The sequence below is a fragment of the Erwinia rhapontici genome (assembly GCF_020683125.1).
GTDB lineage: Bacteria > Pseudomonadota > Gammaproteobacteria > Enterobacterales > Enterobacteriaceae > Erwinia > Erwinia rhapontici.
Genome location: NZ_CP085627.1, coordinates 1269800 through 1289244, shown reverse-complemented (window position 1 = coordinate 1289244; position 19445 = coordinate 1269800). Strand labels below are relative to the sequence as shown.

The window sequence follows — 19445 nt, the reverse complement described above, 5'->3', positions numbered from 1 at the left end:
ATACGTATGTTGCTTTACAATTCTGCAACGCTTTCTCGCACAGGCAGGCTGAATCTGCTGCGAGGAGATGATATAATTTTTGCGCTTTATCAAAAAAAGTTGAAAATCACCAACTCATTGAGTGTTAGCGGCTGTTTTGTATACGAATAGATTGCCGCAATCCAACCTGGAACCTGCAAGAATATGAGTAAACCGATCGTGATGGAACGCGGTGTAAAATACCGCGACGCAGACAAAATGGCATTGATCCCGGTGAAAACCGTGATGACCGAGCGTACGGAGATTTTACGTAAGCCAGACTGGATGCGTATTAAACTTCCTGCCGATTCCAGCCGTATTCAGGGCATCAAAGCCGCGATGCGTAAAAATGGTCTGCACTCCGTTTGCGAAGAGGCTTCCTGCCCTAACCTGTCTGAATGTTTTAACCACGGCACGGCCACCTTTATGATTCTGGGCGCCATCTGTACACGCCGCTGCCCGTTCTGCGATGTGGCCCACGGCCGCCCGGTAACACCTGATGCCAATGAACCCGGCAAACTGGCACAGACCATCGCGGATATGGCACTGCGCTACGTGGTGATCACCTCGGTTGACCGTGATGACCTGCGCGATGGCGGAGCACAGCACTTTGCTGACTGTATCCGTGCTATCCGTGAAAAAAGCCCTGCGATTAAAATCGAAACGCTGGTGCCTGATTTCCGTGGTCGTATGGACCGCGCACTGGAAATTCTGATTGATACACCACCGGATGTGTTTAACCACAACCTGGAAAACGTGCCGCGCGTTTACCGCCAGGTACGTCCGGGTGCTAACTATGACTGGTCACTGAAATTGCTGGAGCGCTTTAAAGAAGCTCACCCGGACGTTCCAACCAAGTCAGGCCTGATGGTGGGATTAGGTGAAACTAATGCAGAAATCGTTGAAGTGATGCGTGATCTGCGTCGCCATGGCGTGACCATGCTGACCCTCGGGCAATATCTGTCGCCAAGCCGCCACCATTTACCCGTACAGCGCTATGTGAGCCCTGGTGAGTTCGACGAAATGAAAGAAGCCGCAATGGATATGGGCTTCACCCATGCAGCCTGTGGCCCGTTCGTACGTTCGTCATACCATGCTGATCTGCAGGCGAAAGGGTTGGAAGTGAAGTAATCCTTCTGCCCGGAGCAAAAAAAACGGATGACAATGTCATCCGTTTTTTTTGAGCAGAATTACTCTTTGTGAGAGATCTGTCCGGCGTTTTTCTCTTCTGACGAGGCTTTCTGCGCAGAAGAATCATCGTCATTCATCGCCTTCTTAAATCCCTTTATGGCCGAACCTAAATCCCCTCCCAGGGTGCGCAGTTTTTTGGTTCCGAATAACAGGACGATTAACGCGCCAACGATCAGCAATTTGCCAAGACTGAGACCTTCCATACTTACCTTCTTTCATTTATCTGACCGTCACAACGGTCGGTAACAGGCGAGTATTAACGCGCTGATGGCGTGAAATTACAACTGCAATCTGTAACAGAATATGCGCTGTATTGGCGCAGCGTGGCTGACCAGATTTAACGTCCCCAGCATCAGCGCAATAGCGTGTTATTTCATTACTGAGTCTTCCCACAATCAAGTTCAGGGCGGGCAAAGCGACGATTCTCTAATACCGGCAATGCACGGCGTGCATCGGCAATACGCTGTGGGTCGACCTCGGCAAACACCAGTGCAGGGCCTTCTGCGGCTTTGGCAATCGCCACACCGAGCGGGTCAACCACCAGGCTATTGCCGATATTACGCGGGCCGCACTCACCCACCGCGACCACATAACAGGTATTCTCCAGCGCTCGGGCGGTCACCAGCACCTCCCAGTGCATCTCTTTCAGCGGCCCTTTCACCCAGGCAGCAGGCAGTACCAACAGGTCAGCACCGTCCAGCACCAGGCGACGTGCCAGCTCAGGGAAGCGGACGTCATAACAGGTCATCAACCCGACCTTCAACCCGTCCACATCCACCAGCGAAGGGACATTATTGCCCGCCGTGACATTGCGCGACTCCTGCATCGCAAAGGCGTCATACAGATGCAGTTTGTCGTAACGGGCAATAATCTCACCGTTACGGATCGCCACCAGCACATTCAGCGCCCGTCCATCCGCCGTCGGTACGTGCACCGTCATCATCGTCGTCAGCGTATTCGCCCGACTGGCGGCCAGGACCTGGCTGAGGAACGGGCCATCAAGCGGCTGCGCCGCTTTTAGCACCAGGTCCGGGTCGGTAATATCACGCGCCAGCACCCCTTCTGGCAGCACCAGCAGTCTTGCTCCCTGCTGCTCTGCCTGAGCCATTAAGCCGATGCAGATATCGGCGTTATCTTGCCACTCACGGCTCACCGCGAACTGTCCTAATGCCACTTTCATCGTCATCGTTATGCTCCTGGGGCGGTCAGGTCAAATCTTTGATGTGGTAGCGTGGTGATTCCTGGTAACCCTCGCGCGCGTAAAACGCATTCGCCTTTTCACGACGCTCATGGCAGTGTACCTCGACCCGGTCACAGCCACGCTCCATTGCCAACTGCTCAGCATGTTGTAACAGCTGCTGCCCGGCCCCTTTGCTGCGCTCACCTTCGGCAATGCAGAAATAGCTGATACGGGCAAAATCCCCTGCCAACGCAAGCTGTGGAATAAAATGCAACGACAGAAACCCCAATACCGTATTTCCCTGTTCGGCAATAAGAAGTTGTTCAGTCTCGTCGATCATCAGTTGAGCCAGCCTGCGTTCAATAAAAGGCGCGGTATCCGCATAGCCCAGTTCTGTTAACAATGCGCTGAGGGCAAAAGCATCTTTCGATTCAGCCAGACGAATATTCATGGTCATTCTCCGCAATATGCCAACTAGCCGGGTGAACAGGTGAAAACTTCTGCCTATGTTTATAGCTGTAGCAAGGCAGTCCCTGCAAGGAGCCAGATCACAGGGTAATGTTACAAAAGCTAATTCGTGTAAGGATCCCCTTAATTATGGCGTGCAACCCCCTATTTTAATGTTTCCTTAATAATCGCACGGCACACTGGTCATCATTCAGCCAACAGAGATGATCGCCATGAACCTTCTTCCCCGCCACAAAAATGAGTATCTTGCCGTGCTGCTGGCCTGTACTGCGACTGTTGCCTGGCTAATGCAGTATTTCAACACGTAGAGACATACTGTGCCCCCGGATCGCAGGCGAAAAAAAACCCGCCATTGGCGGGTTTTTAAAAATTCTGTCTGATAACTTAAATAGCGGCAACGTTAGCAGCAGATGGGCCTTTGGCACCGTTGGTGATTTCGAACTCTACGCGCTGACCTTCAGCCAGAGTTTTGAAACCATTGCTCTGGATGGCAGAGAAGTGTACGAACACGTCTTTGCTACCATCTTCAGGAGTAATGAAACCGAATCCTTTGGACTCATTAAACCACTTAACGCTACCTTTGATCTTAGACATCTATATTACCTTTACATGAAAAATGGACACTAAACTGTGTCGGGGGTTAGTACAGCAATTGCCAAGGCTTTTGTCCAGTAGCCGAGGACGAAAAAGTGATAAATATCGCCTTTTTTTACCCGACATCATTTTTACGACAAACCCCGGAGATTAAAACTGCCAGCGCAGCCAGGCGAAGAAAACATTGCCGTTATTGTAAGTTCCTGGAATGTAAGTCATCTGGAAAGTTGCAGGCCCATAGCCGACTGAGGCCAGCGGCAGCACCAGTGGGATCGGGATGTAGTTCCAGTTATCACGCATTGTTACCCCAGCGGTATACCCCAGGCCAAGGCGGAAGTCAGGGTCATTAAGCGGTCGCCAGGTTTTCTCCCAGCCATAACCGCCAATCGGTTCCCACTTATTATAAGAGTCCTTAAACACCATCAGATAGATGCCATTCCAGTTACCCTTTTCGTCATAACGTGAAACACCGCCACCCGCGCCCCAGGGACGTTCATTGTAGCGGTCCGTTTTCTCTTTGTCGTAAGTCCAGCGGTTATGCCAGGTAATAGCAGGGACATAGAGATCGACAGTTTGTGGTTCATTCCATGTCTGGCTAACGTTATCACTGAAGGAATGCCAGGTATCAGCAATCCCATCTCCGAGAGTTGCCGCATGCGCGCTGCTCAGAGTCAGCCCACCGAGCAGGGTTGAAAGTAATAAGGCCGGTTTTGTGTTCACGATAAATTCACTGCTCCCTGGATGATCGCTGTATGCAACATCCTCAACGTTAGTCAGAAACCCTGACCAAATGTATTACCCGTTCTGGTAATAATTATAAACAAAGCACTTAAACACTCCATTAATCACCGAAATATATCCCATCAGTAAAAAGAGCATTCCCGTTATTTCACATTATAAAACATCGGTGTAGGTAAGAAAAAATATAATTCAGCTGAGAAAATATCACACCAGGAAAACTCGTAAACTTCAGCAGTAATCTTTCCAAAAAGTGAAAAAAAACCTTCACAACGCTAATCAATCAGTAAAAATTCGGTGAAGTTTACTTGATGAAAATCATTGTACAGTGAATGAAATGACTGTTTTTATCCTCAATAATTCGAAAAAACTGATAAAAAAACCGTAAACACTACAAAAATCATACTATTAGCCGTTAATTCACAAAGCTAATTAATGAATATTATTTATAGATCTCCTCGGAATTTTTGATAAGATAATTCTCATTGAATAGCACTCAGGAAGAGTAGAGGTTGTGAAAATGCTAAGGTGTGGCAGGTGCGGAAGTTCAAAATTTATATTCACGACGCGTAATGATAGTACTGAATATCACGGGGCTGCTTGTGCAGTCTGTCATAAGCGTCTGAATCCACATGATGTCTGCATCCGTTCTGCGGAATCGGTTTCAGTATGGCCAGCGAAAAAAGGCGATAAGCATGCCGTATGCTACTTTACGGATAAACCCTTACGCGGCTGATGTTGACGGAATGACGTTGAGTACGGGGCCAGCAAACTGCTGACCGCCGTGTTAAAACGGAATAATGCTTATCCACATACCGTTAGAAAATAAGCTTGAATACACCGGTAATAGTCAGCAGACCGACAATAAAGATGATCGCAATAATCCAGAGAATAATTTTCATTCCATGCCCTCTTCTCATAAAAAAAGTCACTACAACGTAGTGACTTAAGTATAGAAGAAGATTGATTCTTCGCGTGGTGAAACCGATCAGACAAACACTACAGCACCAGAGACAGCATCCATACCAGCGCAAAACCGGTCAATCCCATCGCCGTTGTCAGCACGGTCCAGGTTCTCAGACCGTCGGCGACCGACAGGCCAAGATAACGCGTCACCACCCAGAATCCGGCATCATTCACATGCGACAGCCCCAGGCCACCGAAGCAGGCAGACAGGGTGACCAGCACCAGTTGTGTATCACTTAACCCGGTGACCGCCTGCGTCAGCAGGCCACTGGTCGTCAGAATGGCAACGGTCGCCGATCCCTGCGAGGCACGCAGTGCCAGCGACAGAATAAAAGCAGCCGGAATCAACGGCAGATGGATAGTTTCCAGCGACAGTGCCAATGCTTTACCGACGCCTGATTCCACCAACACCTTACCAAACGCGCCCCCTGCACCTGCTACCAGAATCACCCCTGCTGAACTCGGAATAGCGCGGTCCAGCAATTCGCTGAGCTTTTCTTTGCTCCAGCCACGGCGCAGACCGAGCAACCAGGCAGAAAGCGCCAGTGCGATCAGTAATGCAATGGCCGGCGTCCCCACCAGCGTCAGGAACTGGCGCAGGCTGTTGCCTTCCGGCAGCACGCTATGTGCCAGTGTACCCACCACAATCAGGACAATCGGCACCACAATGAGCGATGAAATCATCCAGGCACCCGGTGGCAATTCCTGATTCTGACGCGGGCTACTTTCCGGTTTCGCCAGTTGAAGCTGCTCCAGGACGTCCAGCGATAAATGATACTGACGGCGGTTCATCACTTTCGCGACAAAATAACCCACCACACCGACCGGAATCGATACCGCGATACCCAGCAACATCAACCAGCCCATATCAGACCCTAACAACCCCGCCGCTGCCGCCGCCCCCGGATGAGTAGGCAATGCGACGTGCACGGTTAACATCACGCCCGCCATCGGCAAACCATATTTTAGCGGAGAGACACGCGCCACTTTGGTGAAACCGTAAATCAGCGGGATAACAATAATGAACCCGACTTCGAAGAAGACTGGAATCCCGAGGATAAACGCCGCCATAGTCAGTGCAGCGACGGTGCGTTTGACTCCCAGCGTATGGGTAAAGCGCTGTGCCAGCGACTCCGCTCCGCCGGACGATTCAATGATCGCACCCAGCATGGCGCCCAGCACGATAATAATGGTAATCGAGCCGAGCAGCCCGCCCATACCGGAAACAATCACCTTCATAATGTTATCGGCAGGTATACCGGTCGAGATCGCCACTAACAGGCTGACGACCAGCAGAGCAACAAACGGATGAACTTTGGCTTTAATCACCAGCAGCAGCAGGATCAGCACGCTGGCAACAGCAATGGTTAATAACAGGGCAGTAGACATCTTTGCAGCCTCGTAGGGTTTTATTTTTTACGCAGTGCTCTACAGCACCGTTTTATTTCATTTTCCCCGGCTTTACCGCCTGATTCAGGCAGCAAAAAGCCAGCGCTGCGCGCCAGAACACGCAGCGTTCATCACAACAGGTCCTGTTATTTAAAGGCGTTAAACCAGCCCAGTCCTTCCAGCGTGGTGGTGCGCGGGAAATACTCGCAGCCAATCCAGCCGCTATATCCGCTACGATCGAGCAGATCGAACAGCCACGGATAGTTAATTTCACCCTCGTCCGGTTCATGACGATCCGGTGCGGAAGCAATCTGGATATGCTGATACTGCCCGATATAGTCAGTAATCAGATGGCTCAGGTTGCCATCTACCAACTGCGCATGGAACAGATCGAGCTGGCTGAACACGCCTGGGCGGTCGATACGTTTGATGATATCCAGCACCTGATACTGGCTGGAATAGAGATAATTGGGTTTCGTCTTTGGATTCAACGCTTCCAGCAAAACACGCACGCCATGCGGAGCAAAGCGCTCTGCGGCATAGCGCACGTTATCGATGAAAGTGCGGCAGTAAGCCTCACGGTCAGCCCCTTCCGGCACCACTGACGCCATGATATGAACCTGGCGGCAGTTCAGCGCCAGCGCATACTCCAGCGCCCGATCGATATCTTTGCGGGCATCCACTTCACGGCCGGGGATTGCAGAAACACCCCACTCACCCGCCGCTGTATTACCGGGCGCCGTATTGAACAGCACCAGTTCCAGATGATTGCGGGTTAACGCCTGCTTTAACGTATCGGCGTCGTAATCATAGGGAAAAAGAAACTCTACCCCATGAAAACCAGCTTCAGCTGCGGCATCAAAACGCGCCAAAAATGGCAGTTCGTTAAACAGGGTGGACAGATTGGCAGCAAATTTAGGCATGTTCAGCTCCGTAATTCAGCCACTTCGTCATCATTAAGATAACGAATCGGGCGGTCGCCCAGCGTAAAGATCAGTCGGGCAGTCTCTTCCAGTTCTTCGGTATTATCAGCGGCTTCACGCAGGGTTTTCCCCACCACCACCGGACCATGATTCGCCAGCAGAAACGCCTTGTAGTGCGGGGCCAGTTTCGCCAGGTCCTCTCCCAGGCGCTCATCGCCCGGGCGATAATAAGGCACCACGGGGACATCGCCCACGCGCATCACCACATACGGCGTGAATGGGCGAATACAGTTTTTCGTGTCCAGCCCTTCCAGGCAGGAGAGCGCAGTAAGATACAGGCAGTGCAGGTGAACAATCGCCCCACATGCCGGATTATTCAGATAAATAGCGCGATGAAAGCTGATCTCTTTCGACGGTTTATCACCGCCAATCCACTCTCCTTTCGGGGTCACTTTCGATAGCCTTTCTGCGACCAGCTCACCCAGGCAGGAGCCGGTGGGCGTCGCCAGCAACGTACCATCTTCCAGTCGCATAGACAGATTCCCGGCTGAGCCCGTGGCATAGCCACGCTGGAAAAACGAAGCGCCCAGCCGGACCATCTCTTCACGTGCTTGTTGTTCAGTCATACTACGAACTCCGTTTGTGCGCGGGCAAAAAAGTTTTCATCACCGAAATTACCGGATTTCAGCGCCAGCGAAACGGGCTGCCCGAGGGCGCGCACCCAGGGCACGCCTGGCGAAATCACCGGGCCGATATGAAATGCATCAATGCCTAACGTCTGCGCTACTACGCCGGAGGTTTCCCCTCCTGCCACGATAAAACGCTGCCAGCCACGCTGTTGCAGCTCACGCACCACAGCGGCAAACAACTGCTCAACGGCTTCACTGCTGTGCGCGGCGCCATACTGCTGCTGAATACGTTGCAGGGTTTCCGGGTCTGAGGTCGCGAACAACAACGGGGCCAGTGCATCCGATTCGTGCTGCACCACCCAGTCGCACAGTTCGCTGGCGTAACGGTCGCGCTCATGCAGCGCACATTCCACATCAATCGCCGCGGCTGCAGCCTGCTGGCGATAACGCGCCACCTGGCGGTTGGTCATGGTCGAGCAGGAACCAGACAGCACCACTGCGCGCTGGCCCTGCGGCGCACCCGCGGCCTGAGCACGCGCACTATCGTGCCCGGCACTGGCCCACTGGCGCGCCAGGCCGATTGCCAGCCCTGAGCCGCCCGTCACCAGGCGGCGATCGCGCAGCGCTTCTCCCTGGGTCAGCAGATGCTGCTCATTCAGCGCATCCAGCACTACATACTGCACGCCCTGCTGTGCCAGTTCCTCCAGCGCCTGACGCACTGCATCGGCGCCCTGATCCAGCGTCTGACTGTTAATCAATCCCGCCTTACCGCTGGCCTGCGCTTCCATCAGCCTTAACAGATTGCTGTCGGTCATCGGCGTTACAGGGTGATGACGCATACCGGAATCTGACAGCAGCTGATCCATGACAAAAAGATGCCCCTGATACACCGTGCGACCATTCACCGGCAGTGACGGAGAGATAATGGTTTGTGACTCACCCAGTGCCGCCAGCAGCGCATCGGTGACCGGGCCAATATTCCCCTGTGCGGTACTGTCAAAAGTGGAGCAGTATTTAAAATAAAAACGTTCGCACCCCTGCTGCTGTAACCAGGCCAGCGCCTGTAACGAATCAGCCACCGCTTTCTCCGCTGCACAGGAGCGCGACTTCAGACTGACAACAATGGCATCAGCCTGCGACGACAGTGGCCCTGCTGGCACGCCATTGACCTGCACGGTAGACATGCCGTTCTGTACCAGGAAACTGGCAATATCCGTCGCCCCGGTAAAATCATCCGCAATCACCCCCAGACGCATTATTTCTGCTCCTGTTTTACGGGCAGCGTAATGCCGCTGAAAATCTTAATCACTGCGCTGTCATCTTCGCGGCCAAAGCCCGCGTTACTGGCGGAGGTAAACATATTGAATGCCGTGGACGCCAGCGGCAGTGGGAAATGCAGCGCTTTCGCCGTGTCAGCAACCAGGCCGAGATCTTTAACAAAAATATCGACCGCCGATTTCGGTGAATAATCGCCGTCAACCACATGACGCATACGGTTTTCAAACATCCAGGAGTTGCCCGCGGCGTTGGTCACCACGTCATACATGGTATCCAGTGGAATACCGGCGCGGGCGGCCAGTGCCATCGCTTCTGCGCCTGCGGCAATATGAACACCGGCGAGCAACTGGTGAATGATCTTCACTGTCGAACCAAGACCAATCTCGCTGCCAATGCGATACACTTTTCCCGCTACCGCGTCCAGCACGGGCTGTAACCGATCAAATGCCTCATCACTACCGGAGGCCATCACGGTCATTTCACCGGTTGCCGCTTTCGCTGCCCCACCGGATACCGGTGCATCGAGCATAATTAACTGGTGTGCGGCCAGCTGCTGTTCAATCGCCTGTGCATCCTGCGCAGAGATCGTCGAAGAAACCATCACCACGGTGCCGGGTGTTAAGCGTGACGCCAGTCCGTGCTCCGCAAACAAAATCTGTTTCACCTGGGCGGCATTCACCACCAGCAGCAGCACCGCATCAAGCTGGGCTGCAAAGTCATTGGCCGAGTTCTCCGCCGCCTGCGCACCGCTGTCGCGCAGTGTTTGCAGAGCCTGTGGGTTAAGATCCACGCCCCAGGTTTTCAGGCCCGCTTTGATACAGGACTGCGCAGCTCCCATCCCCATAGAACCGAGGCCGACGACACAAACCGACATTGATGTTGCCTTAGACATACGCACTCCGTGTTAATTTTGGTGATTATTTGTTTTGATATGTGAAGTATAGGCGCTTTTATCGGCACTTTTGGTGACGTGCATCACAACAATTAACCGTAAAAAAGGAAGGAATAACAAGAATTAACACCGCAGCACGATAACCGTGATATAAAAATACTCATTTAAATTCATAAAGATAAAAACAAAACCATCGATATATGGGAAGGAAAACGTCTTCTTTCCGTGATAAATTGATAAAAATTGTGGTGCAGACGCCGGGTACGCTCCTTTACACTCTGGTCAAGCCAACTCCCCTCTCAACAGGAATAATGATGATCCCGGTAGAACGACATCAACAAATATTAACGCTGGTACAGGAGCGGGGAGTCGTGAGTATTGCTGAACTGACTGAACGTCTGGCCGTATCGCACATGACCATTCGCCGCGATCTGCAAAAGCTGGAAGAACAGGGAGCCGTGTTACTGGTGTCAGGCGGTGTCCGTTCCACAGAACGCCTCTCCAGCGAGCCGACGCATCTGGATAAAACCAGTATGTTCAGCCTTGAAAAACAGACCATTGGTGCCGCCGCCGCCCGCCATATTCCGCGTAACAGCTGTATCTACCTGGATGCCGGCACCACCACGCTGGCCCTGGCACGCGAATTGGGCATCCGTGACGACCTGCTGATCATCACCAACGATTTTGTGATTGCCAATTTCCTGATCGACACCAGCCAGTGCCGGATGATCCACACTGGCGGTACACTGTGCCGCGACAACCGCTCCTGCGTAGGGGATGCTGCTGCTCAGGCGCTGCGTGGCCTGTCCGTAGACATCGCATTTATCTCCGCCTCATGCTGGGGAATGCGTGGCACCTTTACCCCGGATGAAGAAAAAATCGCCGTTAAACGCGCCGTCAGTGAAGTCAGCCGCAAGCGAGTACTGCTGGCCGATAGCTCAAAGTACAACAAAATTGCCACCTTTCTTGCTCTGCCACTGACACAGTTTGACAGCATCATCACTGACCCACACCTGCCTGCCGCCGCACGTCAGGAACTGGCTACGCTTGAACTTGACGTCACCCTCGCGGGTTAACGACGGACAGATAATGCCCTGCAACATGCAGAAAATTTAGCGACCGCGCTCACGATATTTCATTTCTTTACGCTCAGGACTTAGAGGATCGCGCGCAGCCTGGCTAGACTTATTCAGGTCATTTTATGGACTCACTTGCTACCCTTTCCCCCTGAAAATGTTACAAGGAGATCTTATGAGCACGATAAATACCAGCATGGGTCGTTACAGTTTGACCGCGAAGAATGCGGGCGATCATATTAAAGGATCGATAGCGATCAACGATGAAGGTGGTGGTCAGCTGACCGCACATGAATTTAATGAGCACTATCTGGATGATGTGATCAATAACGTGATCTTTCCGGTCACGGGGGGCAACCGGGTGATCACCAGTGCCCTGCGCGAACAGATGGTTAAAGCAGGATTTGAACAACCGCATTAGGCTGTTATTGACGCCACTTAGAAGCGCATTGTGCGATTTCTCTCTATCTTTGTATCGCCTGCTTCACATTTTGACTATCAATCGGTTTTTCCGATCGATCACTAAAGATCGATCTGTATAATCACTTATTTTTATTGTGGGATTAGTGCGATGATTTATTGCCGTAATTATTATGGCAAAGTCAGATGAATAGCTTTAGTTGCCCACTTTACGTGGGCTTTTTTTATACGGCTGGCGGGGATGCCGGGTTCTCTTTTGGCACAGAAGTGGCCGACTCTTCCCTCTCCTTTTTGTTGCGGCTGCGTAAACTCTGTCGCACAAGGAAAACAGGTGCAGCGAGCAGCAGCAGCAGCGCGCCGGACATCCCGCAGATCACCAGACTAATCAGACCTAACCAACCCCCGCCCGCCGTCACGCCTGCTGCCACCAGTGAGAGCAGGAAAAAGAACGTCAGGGTCATCGTCACCGGCCAGAGATTCACGATATCCATATCGCTCAGCGCCATTTTCACCGGCTTAGCCGCCAGCAACGCTTCCTGTTCTTCCACTTCTATTTTCTGTTGCAGCGCCTGTAAATCCACGCAGGGTGCGACAAAATCCTCGGCGGGTTGAGGATGATGTAACTCGTCGAAAATTCGTTCCGTGGAGGGAAACGTCTGAGGCCAGACGGCGCTATGCACTCCATAACTGCTCAGTGCCGGCAGCGTAATACGCGGCCACTGAATCGCCTGTAAATAGCGATCATTCAGCACTATCCAGCTCTGCCGGGTGTTGCCACGGCTAACATGGTAGAGCTTGAAACGGTCGGCGGGGGGGTAGGAAAGATACGTTACCCGCGCCGTAATAAGCGGAATATGCCGTTGTCGGCAATAATTCACCCTGCTCTGTCCCTGCACCGCCAACAGCACAGCCAGTGCGGAAATAAAATAGTAAGAGGTACTCTCGGCAGCATTGGGGCCGTTCAGATGCTCACGCAATTTCTCTTCGCTGTTACCGCTAAGGTGGTCGGGCCACCAGCGCCAGCTTCGGCCAATCACCCGCTCGGTCGGCACCTGATAGATCCCCATCGGCTCAGTTTCTGAAGGCAGGATCGCAAAGGGAAAAATCTTACTGAAAAAAGTCAGCGCATCGTCCGGGCCATTCCATTCGCCGCTAGCTTCCAGACCGTGCAGGTTAGCCGTCAGCTCACCCCAGCCGACTTTCCCCAGCATATCAATCTTATATTTGGTATCTGCCAGCCGTTTACCCAGCAGCAGCATCTCGCGCGAAATCGCAGACAGATCCAGTAAAGGAATACTGTTAGTGCTGGTGGGTTCTGTGTGTTCACTTTCCATACGGCTGTTTTACCCCAGGCGGCGTCTGTCCGAGCAAAGAAAATTTGGCTTTAGTTAAAAAAGTCAATACATATCAATGCAATAGTATACTTAGCAACAGATGAAATTAGCAATATATCGAACAGGGATGTCGCGATATTCATCGAAAAAGAAGCCTGGCGTGCAGAAAAATTAAACGGACAAAAACCAATTATTCGTTTAAAAATAAGCAGTAACCTTCATTATTTTAAGGAAAAAAAATGAACCAGATTCAGGGTGACATTTACATTAATCACACCATTTTACAGCAGATGGTGCAGAGTCTGTGGCAGCACGCAGGCAGCAGCAAGCAGGAAGCGCAACGCGTCGCCGAGCATTTGGTGGCAGCGAATCTTGCCGGGCATGATTCTCACGGCGTTGGGATGATCCCAAGTTATATGCTCTCAAAATCCCAGGGTCATCTGCAGCAGAACCAGCAGCTCAGGATCGCTAAAGACGCCGGGGCGGTGCTCACCGTCGACGGCGGCCAGGGCTTTGGCCAGGTGATGGCCGCTGAAGCGATGGATCTGGCGATTGCACGTACCCAGAAGCTGGGAATGTGTGCCATCGCATTGCGGAACTCGCACCATATTGGGCGCATTGGTCACTGGGCGGAGCAGTGCGCACGCGCCGGTTTTATCTCCTTTCATTTCGTCAACGTTGTTGGCGATCCGATGGTTGCGCCGTTTAACGGCAGTGACCGCCGCTTCGGGACCAACCCATTTTGCGCCATCTTCCCGCGCCCCGGCCAGCCACCGCTGCTGCTTGATTTCGCCACCAGCGGCATTGCTTACGGTAAAACCCGCGTTGCCTGGAATAAAGGTGTCAACGTCCCGCCTGGCTATCTGATCGATCATCAAGGGAAGCCGGACATTGACCCTGCGGTGATGCATGAAGCGCCATTTGGTTCCCTTCTGGCCTTTGGCCTGCATAAAGGCTATGCGCTGGCGGTGATGTGCGAAATCCTCGGCGGGGCGCTTTCCGGTGGCCAAACGACCCACCCACAGTCACTGAAAAATACCAGTGACGCTATCTTTAACTGCATGACCACCGTAGTACTTGACCCGGCAGCATTTGACGCACCGGACATGCAGCAGGAAGCGGAAGCCTTTATTGCCTGGACGAAAGCCTCACCGCAGGCGGGTGACAATGCAATCCTGATCCCGGGTGAGTGGGAGGAAGCACAGCGCGCCGAACGCCGCCTGCACGGTATTCCGATTGATGGCAATAGCTGGCAGCAGATTTGTCAGGCGGCGCGTGATGCCGGAATGCCGGACAGTGAACTGGCCGGTTATCAGCCTCAGGCATAAGGCACGCCGGAGGCCCGGCGTACGGTTAACGTGAAAACAGCAGCTTCACGCCCGCCGCCGTGAAAAACAGCGCGAAAATGCCTTCAATACTGCGGCGGCATTTCTGATACCCCCGGCTCATCGCCGGGGTGGAGAACAACAGCGCGTAGCTGCTGAACACCATTATCCCCAGTAACGCACAACCACCGACAATCAACGGCAGTACGGAAGGGGCCGCATCCGGGTGAATCCCCAATGACATTATCGCCGTCCACACCAGAATCGCCTTTGGATTTCCCAGATGCAGCAGCAAACCACGGCGGTAGAGGGAAGCGGCTGCCCCCCCTGCCGCCAGCGGTACAACGCTGTCTTCCCCACGACGGGCAGCACTCCGTGCCGCTTTCCACGCCAGCAAAAGCAAATAGAAGCCCCCCACCACTTTGATCACCACAATAGCCTGAGCGTAAGCCAGCAGCAGCGTGGATAAACCGGTCGCAACCAGCAGCGCCCAGCACAGTGACCCCGTGATCACACCCGCCGCCAGCATCAATGCCGGACGGCGCCCCTGGCGCATCGCGACACCCATAATCGCCATATTGCTCGGGCCAGGGCTGGCCGTGCCCAGCAGATAGGCAACATATACGGGTAACAACATCATAAAGGTATCCATTTGACTCCCGAGGCTGACAACGTTTTTTTGGTTATAGCACGCACTGCACCCACTCACCACAAGCATCATTATTCAGACGATTTCTTGATTCGCCGCAACGATCGGCGATAAAAACGCCAGAAATTTGTAACTAAATAATTCAATTTACATATTTATGTGTATTACACCCTTAACATTTACAGGGAGGAGAGAGACGATTGGTCACGCAGAGGGATTGATAAGCCAATCCAAATAGTGGGAAAAGGTCATTTAAAATTAATAGAACCAAATAATAACATTAAATCTACATATTATTCATAAGTCATGAAAAACTATAGGGTTATTATAATAATGATGCGTAAACATCCTTTTTTATAGCCCTGTTAGCTATATTGGATGTACGCCTCACCAGAGATTTTCAACGCAGAATAACGATAGTCACCTGACGAACCCCGCCGACACACCAACGAAAAAAATGCTTTTACGACAGAAAGATACAGCATTTTCACATATGAGCATCATTCTTCTATCCTGCATTAACATTATCTTCCGTTGATTTAACCTGTTGACGAAACAATTACTCGTAATAATCGTTACTGTTATAGGCCAGTTCACTATTACTGTTGCTACTTCTTCACCTGCTTTGGTCTTAGGATCAAATCTCCGATGAGAAGTCCCCCGGCTGACACATTTTCTTTTTTGCTATATGTCACCTATTTGTTAACCGTGGGTAAAAAAATAAAAGGCAGTTGTTCATGTTAGATCGAGGTAAGCAATGTTCGGATTAGATGCGTTCCATCTGGCGAGGATACAGTTTGGTTTCACCGTAGCCTTCCACATTCTCTTTCCCGCCATCACCATTGGCCTGGCCAGTTTTCTCGCCGTGCTCGAAGGTCTGTGGCTGAAAAGCAAAAATGAGGTCTATCGCGACCTTTATCATTTTTGGTCAAAAATCTTTGCCGTTAACTTCGGTATGGGGGTGGTATCGGGTCTGGTGATGGCCTATCAGTTTGGGACCAACTGGGCAGGATTTTCGCAGTTTGCAGGCAGTATTACCGGCCCGCTCCTGACCTACGAAGTGCTTACCGCATTCTTCCTTGAAGCTGGCTTCCTCGGGGTGATGCTGTTTGGCTGGAACCGTGTCAGCCGTGGCCTGCACTTCTTCGCGACCTGTATGGTCGCGCTGGGCACGATTATCTCCACCTTCTGGATCCTGGCCTCCAATAGCTGGATGCAGACGCCGCAAGGTTACGCGCTGGAAAACGGCATTGTGATACCGGTGGACTGGTTCAAAATTATCTTCAACCCGTCCTTCCCTTATCGCCTGCTGCATATGTCCGTCGCCGCTTTCCTGGTGACTGCCTTCTTTGTGGGTGCCTCTGCCGCATGGCATCTGCTGCGTAAAAACGATACGCCAGCGGTGCGTAAAATGCTGTCGATGTCTCTGTGGATGGCACTGATCGTCTCGCCGATTCAGGCAATGATTGGCGATGCCCACGGCCTGAATACGCTGGAACATCAGCCTGCAAAAATCGCGGCGATTGAAGGTCACTGGGAGAATCCTCCGGGAGAAGCGACCCCGCTGATCCTGTTCGGCATCCCGGATATGAAAGAAGAGCGTACCAAGTACGCGCTGGAGATTCCTTACCTCGGTAGCCTGATCCTGACCCACAGCCTGGATAAACAGGTACCGGCACTGAAAAGCTTCCCGAAAGAAGATCGTCCTAACTCCACCGTGGTGTTCTGGTCGTTTCGCGTGATGGTTGCGCTGGGTATGCTGATGATTTTGCTGGGTGTTGTCAGCCTGTGGATGCGTCGCGGTCAGCGCCTGTATACTTCTCGTCCTTTCCTGTGGTTTGTCCTGTTGATGGGGCCTTCCGGTCTGATTGCTCTGGTGGCGGGTTGGATTACCACCGAAATTGGCCGTCAGCCGTGGGTTATTTATGGCCTGCTGCGCACGCGTGATGCCGTATCGCTGCACAGCACGCTGCAAATGAGCATCAGCCTGATCGCGTTCCTGCTGGTGTACTGCGCCGTCTTTGGCGTCGGCTACAGCTATCTGGCGAACCTGATTAAGAAAGGCCCGCAGGCCGGTGAAGGTGACCATACGCCAGAAGGCGGCCCAGGCACATCACATACTCCGTCTCGCCCGCTGTCTGCGGTGCAGGAAAAATTACATTCGCCGCAGGAGGAGAAGTAAGGTGGGCATCGATCTCTCAATTATCTGGTTTACTATCATCATCTTCGCCACCCTGATGTATATCATCATGGATGGTTTCGATCTGGGTATCGGTATCCTGTTCCCGTTCAATAAAGATCCGATTGAGCGCGATATGATGGTTAACACCGTTGCCCCGGTATGGGATGGCAACGAAACCTGGCTGATCCTCGGGGGGGCTGCACTGTTCGGTGCTTTCCCGCTGGCCTACGCGGTGATCACCAGCGCCCTGGCGGCCCCGCTCACCATCATGCTGATCGGTCTTATTTTCCGTGGCGTGGCGTTTGAGTTCCGTTTTAAAGCAACGGAAGAACACCGTCCGTTCTGGGATAAAGCGTTTATCGGCGGTTCTTATGTGGCAACCTTCAGTCAGGGTGTGGTGTTGGGCGCGTTTATCAACGGCTTTGAAGTGACCAACCGTACGTACAGCGGTCCGGCACTGGCATGGTTGACGCCGTTTACGCTGTTCTGCGGTGTTGGTCTGGTTCTGGCCTATGCCCTGCTGGGTAGCACATGGCTTATCATGAAGACCGAGAATGAACTGCACAGGAAAATGACGGCGCTGACCAAACCGCTGCTGATCGGCCTGCTGGTCGTGATGGCCATCGTCAGCATCTGGACACCGCTGGCACATACCAGCATTATGCAACGCTGGTTCACCCTGCCTAACCTGTTCTGGTTTTTACCGGTTCCTTTACTGGTTATGGCGGCATCCTGGGCACTGTGGCGCGCACTGCAACGCCACGCGCACTACACGCCATTCCTGCTGACCCTGGCGCTGGTATTCCTGGGCTTTACCGGACTGGGTATCAGTATCTGGCCGTATATCATTCCCCCTTCCATCACCATCTGGGATGCCGCCTCCCCGCCGCAGAGTCAGGGCTTTATGTTAGTCGGTGGTCTGCTGATTATTCCGGTGATTCTGGTCTATACCTTCTGGAGCTACTATGTGTTCCGCGGCAAGATCAAGCCGGACGAAGGCTACCATTGATACCCTGAGTCTTATGCAGAATATCACTGGCAGCACGGGAGCTTAACGCTCCCGACAAAAGAGGGCAGATCGTTGATCTGCCCTCTTTTTTGTCAGTATCTGGCACCTTCATTCATATTTTTACACATAAGTGCTCCGGCAAAGCGCGACAGATGAACTACGCTTAAAGTCGTTTCAGGAAATCATGCCATCAAAAGGAGGCACAATGAGTCTGTTTGATAAAGCGAACGATAAAGCGCAAGAAGCCGTCGGCAAAGGGCAGGAAGAGTTTGGTAAAGCCGTGGACTCGCCGGAGCATGAATTCAGAGGAAAAGTACGTCAGCAGGCAGCAAAAGCCTCTTACGCCGTGGATGATGCGCTGGACTGCGTGAAAAGCAAAACCCAGGATTCCCCCCTGGTTTCACTGGCGATTGCCGCCGGGGTAGGCTTCCTGGCCGCCAAGATTTTTGGCCGCCGCTAAACGTGATCTCACTCTGAACGCCCCTCGTGGGCGTTTTTTTTCGCTGAATAACAGGGATGCCCTCCTTCGCATTAAACATTGAAACAGCGAAGGCAAGTTGTGATGTACTGATCGGGTCAATAAAAAACCCTGAAAGTTAATCACAGTACGAGGTGAGATCATGGAAAGAATATCACGTCTGAAAAGAGTCCTGTATGCCGCCAGCATAGCCGCCCTGTTCATTACGCCTGGAATTCTGGCGGCTCAATCACATCAGTTTCCTCATTACCGCTCAGCGCCTGCCAACATTATTACGCCTGATGAAAAAACGGCCACCATTCCCGAAGAATACCGGAATGATAAACCGCAGCCGCTTATGCGTGGCGATGGATTTAATTACAACCTTTATTACAACTACCGCTTAACGCCTCACGTTATTCTGCGGCCAAACCTGCAACAAACCACGAAACCAGGCTCAGTGAGCGATAATTCACACCTGTTTGTGGGGGGACTGAGCGCAGGTATTAACTTCTGACGCTGGAGATACCCGTTTAGGCAGGGAAATAAAGGGGTATTTTTCACTGAATCCCCTTGTGGAAATATTTATTTATCCATGTTATTAATTTCATACAAATAGATAATGCCATTAATTAATTTCAGCACAAAAATACACTCCTGTTAATTCCCTTACATGGTGTTATAGCCGCCCGGCCATTTAATAAGTGCGCCCGGGAGTGATAAAGCA

21 protein-coding genes are annotated in these 19445 nt (G+C 52.2%); 8 read left to right on the top strand and 13 right to left on the bottom strand.

Features of this window, described 5'->3' with window-relative positions; genetic code table 11:
- Positions 1–183: 183 nt before the first annotated feature.
- The gene (gene lipA / locus LJN55_RS06075; protein ID WP_227535861.1) at positions 184–1149 is read left to right on the top strand and encodes a lipoyl synthase; all 966 of its coding nucleotides are present in this window, start codon (positions 184–186) and stop codon (positions 1147–1149) included.
- A gap of 59 nt (positions 1150–1208) precedes the next feature.
- Here the strand turns inward: lipA and tatE are convergent, their stop codons facing one another.
- From tatE to ltnD, 11 genes are all read right to left on the bottom strand, one after another.
- Positions 1209–1412: a twin-arginine translocase subunit TatE gene (gene tatE, locus LJN55_RS06070; RefSeq protein ID WP_133845610.1), complete on the bottom strand. Its 204-nt coding sequence runs from the start codon at positions 1410–1412 to the stop codon at positions 1209–1211.
- A 173-nt stretch (positions 1413–1585) separates the two neighbouring features.
- Positions 1586–2389 (bottom strand): deaminated glutathione amidase, encoded by an 804-nt coding sequence (locus tag LJN55_RS06065; RefSeq protein ID WP_227536354.1) that lies wholly within the window; start codon positions 2387–2389, stop codon positions 1586–1588.
- 25 nt (positions 2390–2414) lie between these two features.
- The gene (locus LJN55_RS06060) at positions 2415–2840 is read right to left on the bottom strand and encodes a GNAT family N-acetyltransferase (RefSeq protein WP_133845612.1); all 426 of its coding nucleotides are present in this window, start codon (positions 2838–2840) and stop codon (positions 2415–2417) included.
- Positions 2841–3241: 401 nt separating this feature from the next.
- The gene (cspE, locus tag LJN55_RS06055; RefSeq protein ID WP_004156612.1) at positions 3242–3451 is read right to left on the bottom strand and encodes a transcription antiterminator/RNA stability regulator CspE; all 210 of its coding nucleotides are present in this window, start codon (positions 3449–3451) and stop codon (positions 3242–3244) included.
- Positions 3452–3601: 150 nt separating this feature from the next.
- On the bottom strand, positions 3602–4171 hold the full coding sequence (gene pagP / locus LJN55_RS06050) for a lipid IV(A) palmitoyltransferase PagP (RefSeq protein WP_133845614.1): 570 nt from the start codon (positions 4169–4171) through the stop codon (positions 3602–3604).
- Positions 4172–5007: 836 nt separating this feature from the next.
- The gene (locus LJN55_RS24115; RefSeq protein WP_017346848.1) at positions 5008–5091 is read right to left on the bottom strand and encodes a small membrane protein YohP; all 84 of its coding nucleotides are present in this window, start codon (positions 5089–5091) and stop codon (positions 5008–5010) included.
- Between the two features lie 97 nt (positions 5092–5188).
- The gene (locus LJN55_RS06045) at positions 5189–6544 is read right to left on the bottom strand and encodes a GntP family transporter (RefSeq protein WP_133845616.1); all 1356 of its coding nucleotides are present in this window, start codon (positions 6542–6544) and stop codon (positions 5189–5191) included.
- A gap of 146 nt (positions 6545–6690) precedes the next feature.
- Positions 6691–7467: an HPr family phosphocarrier protein gene (locus LJN55_RS06040; RefSeq protein ID WP_133845618.1), complete on the bottom strand. Its 777-nt coding sequence runs from the start codon at positions 7465–7467 to the stop codon at positions 6691–6693.
- A gap of 2 nt (positions 7468–7469) precedes the next feature.
- On the bottom strand, positions 7470–8093 hold the full coding sequence (gene otnC, locus LJN55_RS06035; protein WP_227535860.1) for a 3-oxo-tetronate 4-phosphate decarboxylase: 624 nt from the start codon (positions 8091–8093) through the stop codon (positions 7470–7472).
- Positions 8090–9352 (bottom strand): 3-oxo-tetronate kinase, encoded by a 1263-nt coding sequence (gene otnK / locus LJN55_RS06030; RefSeq protein WP_320443517.1) that lies wholly within the window; start codon positions 9350–9352, stop codon positions 8090–8092. The genes otnC and otnK overlap by 4 nt, the downstream gene beginning before the upstream one ends.
- Positions 9352–10266 carry an L-threonate dehydrogenase gene (gene ltnD, locus LJN55_RS06025; protein ID WP_133845624.1) on the bottom strand — a complete coding sequence of 305 codons (915 nt, stop codon included), beginning with the start codon at positions 10264–10266 and terminating at the stop codon, positions 9352–9354. The genes otnK and ltnD overlap by 1 nt, the downstream gene beginning before the upstream one ends.
- 314 nt (positions 10267–10580) lie before the next feature.
- Here ltnD and ygbI point away from each other — a divergent pair, with 314 nt between their 5' ends.
- Both ygbI and LJN55_RS06015 read left to right on the top strand, forming a co-directional pair.
- Positions 10581–11342, top strand: coding sequence for a DNA-binding transcriptional repressor YgbI (ygbI, locus tag LJN55_RS06020; protein ID WP_167864164.1), 762 nt, complete (start codon positions 10581–10583; stop codon positions 11340–11342).
- Positions 11343–11517: 175 nt separating this feature from the next.
- Complete coding sequence (locus LJN55_RS06015; protein ID WP_133845626.1) at positions 11518–11763, top strand: hypothetical protein; 246 nt, start codon at positions 11518–11520, stop codon at positions 11761–11763.
- A gap of 223 nt (positions 11764–11986) precedes the next feature.
- Here the strand turns inward: LJN55_RS06015 and LJN55_RS06010 are convergent, their stop codons facing one another.
- Complete coding sequence (locus LJN55_RS06010; protein WP_227535859.1) at positions 11987–13096, bottom strand: hypothetical protein; 1110 nt, start codon at positions 13094–13096, stop codon at positions 11987–11989.
- 239 nt (positions 13097–13335) lie between these two features.
- On the opposite strand from LJN55_RS06010, the gene LJN55_RS06005 reads away from it, so the two are divergent.
- Entirely contained in the window at positions 13336–14424 is a 1089-nt protein-coding gene (locus LJN55_RS06005; RefSeq protein ID WP_227535858.1) for a malate/lactate/ureidoglycolate dehydrogenase, read from the top strand.
- Between the two features lie 25 nt (positions 14425–14449).
- Here LJN55_RS06005 and LJN55_RS06000 read toward each other — a convergent pair whose 3' ends face one another.
- A complete protein-coding gene (locus LJN55_RS06000) occupies positions 14450–15073 on the bottom strand; it encodes a LysE family translocator (protein ID WP_197931286.1) in 624 nt (207 codons plus the stop codon).
- A gap of 754 nt (positions 15074–15827) precedes the next feature.
- Here LJN55_RS06000 and LJN55_RS05995 point away from each other — a divergent pair.
- The 4 genes from LJN55_RS05995 to LJN55_RS05980 all read left to right on the top strand — a co-directional run bounded on the left by LJN55_RS05995 (position 15828) and on the right by LJN55_RS05980 (position 19235).
- Positions 15828–17252, top strand: coding sequence for a cytochrome ubiquinol oxidase subunit I (locus LJN55_RS05995; RefSeq protein ID WP_133845630.1), 1425 nt, complete (start codon positions 15828–15830; stop codon positions 17250–17252).
- A gap of 1 nt (position 17253) precedes the next feature.
- On the top strand, positions 17254–18261 hold the full coding sequence (gene cydB, locus LJN55_RS05990; protein WP_133845632.1) for a cytochrome d ubiquinol oxidase subunit II: 1008 nt from the start codon (positions 17254–17256) through the stop codon (positions 18259–18261).
- Positions 18262–18466: 205 nt separating this feature from the next.
- A complete protein-coding gene (locus LJN55_RS05985; RefSeq protein ID WP_133845634.1) occupies positions 18467–18721 on the top strand; it encodes a CsbD family protein in 255 nt (84 codons plus the stop codon).
- Between the two features lie 160 nt (positions 18722–18881).
- Positions 18882–19235 (top strand): carbohydrate porin, encoded by a 354-nt coding sequence (locus LJN55_RS05980; protein WP_227535857.1) that lies wholly within the window; start codon positions 18882–18884, stop codon positions 19233–19235.
- The last annotated feature ends 210 nt before the right edge of the window (positions 19236–19445 follow it).

Excerpts from the sequence above, each read along its gene's own strand:
- lipA (WP_227535861.1), top strand. The coding sequence starts at position 184 with ATGAGTAAACCGATCGTGATGGAACGCGGTGTAAAATACCGCGACGCA.
- LJN55_RS05995 (WP_133845630.1), top strand. The coding sequence starts at position 15,828 with ATGTTCGGATTAGATGCGTTCCATCTGGCGAGGATACAGTTTGGTTTC.
- LJN55_RS06010 (WP_227535859.1), bottom strand. The coding sequence starts at position 13,096 with ATGGAAAGTGAACACACAGAACCCACCAGCACTAACAGTATTCCTTTA.
- otnK (WP_320443517.1), bottom strand. The coding sequence starts at position 9,352 with ATGCGTCTGGGGGTGATTGCGGATGATTTTACCGGGGCGACGGATATT.
- LJN55_RS06015 (WP_133845626.1), top strand. The coding sequence starts at position 11,518 with ATGAGCACGATAAATACCAGCATGGGTCGTTACAGTTTGACCGCGAAG.
- LJN55_RS06045 (WP_133845616.1), bottom strand. The coding sequence starts at position 6,544 with ATGTCTACTGCCCTGTTATTAACCATTGCTGTTGCCAGCGTGCTGATC.
- LJN55_RS06065 (WP_227536354.1), bottom strand. The coding sequence starts at position 2,389 with ATGAAAGTGGCATTAGGACAGTTCGCGGTGAGCCGTGAGTGGCAAGAT.
- LJN55_RS06005 (WP_227535858.1), top strand. The coding sequence starts at position 13,336 with ATGAACCAGATTCAGGGTGACATTTACATTAATCACACCATTTTACAG.
- LJN55_RS05980 (WP_227535857.1), top strand. The coding sequence starts at position 18,882 with ATGGAAAGAATATCACGTCTGAAAAGAGTCCTGTATGCCGCCAGCATA.
- cspE (WP_004156612.1), bottom strand. The coding sequence starts at position 3,451 with ATGTCTAAGATCAAAGGTAGCGTTAAGTGGTTTAATGAGTCCAAAGGA.
- LJN55_RS06060 (WP_133845612.1), bottom strand. The coding sequence starts at position 2,840 with ATGAATATTCGTCTGGCTGAATCGAAAGATGCTTTTGCCCTCAGCGCA.
- LJN55_RS24115 (WP_017346848.1), bottom strand. The coding sequence starts at position 5,091 with ATGAAAATTATTCTCTGGATTATTGCGATCATCTTTATTGTCGGTCTG.
- otnC (WP_227535860.1), bottom strand. The coding sequence starts at position 8,093 with ATGACTGAACAACAAGCACGTGAAGAGATGGTCCGGCTGGGCGCTTCG.
- tatE (WP_133845610.1), bottom strand. The coding sequence starts at position 1,412 with ATGGAAGGTCTCAGTCTTGGCAAATTGCTGATCGTTGGCGCGTTAATC.
- LJN55_RS06040 (WP_133845618.1), bottom strand. The coding sequence starts at position 7,467 with ATGCCTAAATTTGCTGCCAATCTGTCCACCCTGTTTAACGAACTGCCA.
- ltnD (WP_133845624.1), bottom strand. The coding sequence starts at position 10,266 with ATGTCTAAGGCAACATCAATGTCGGTTTGTGTCGTCGGCCTCGGTTCT.
- LJN55_RS06000 (WP_197931286.1), bottom strand. The coding sequence starts at position 15,073 with ATGGATACCTTTATGATGTTGTTACCCGTATATGTTGCCTATCTGCTG.
- ygbI (WP_167864164.1), top strand. The coding sequence starts at position 10,581 with ATGATCCCGGTAGAACGACATCAACAAATATTAACGCTGGTACAGGAG.
- LJN55_RS05985 (WP_133845634.1), top strand. The coding sequence starts at position 18,467 with ATGAGTCTGTTTGATAAAGCGAACGATAAAGCGCAAGAAGCCGTCGGC.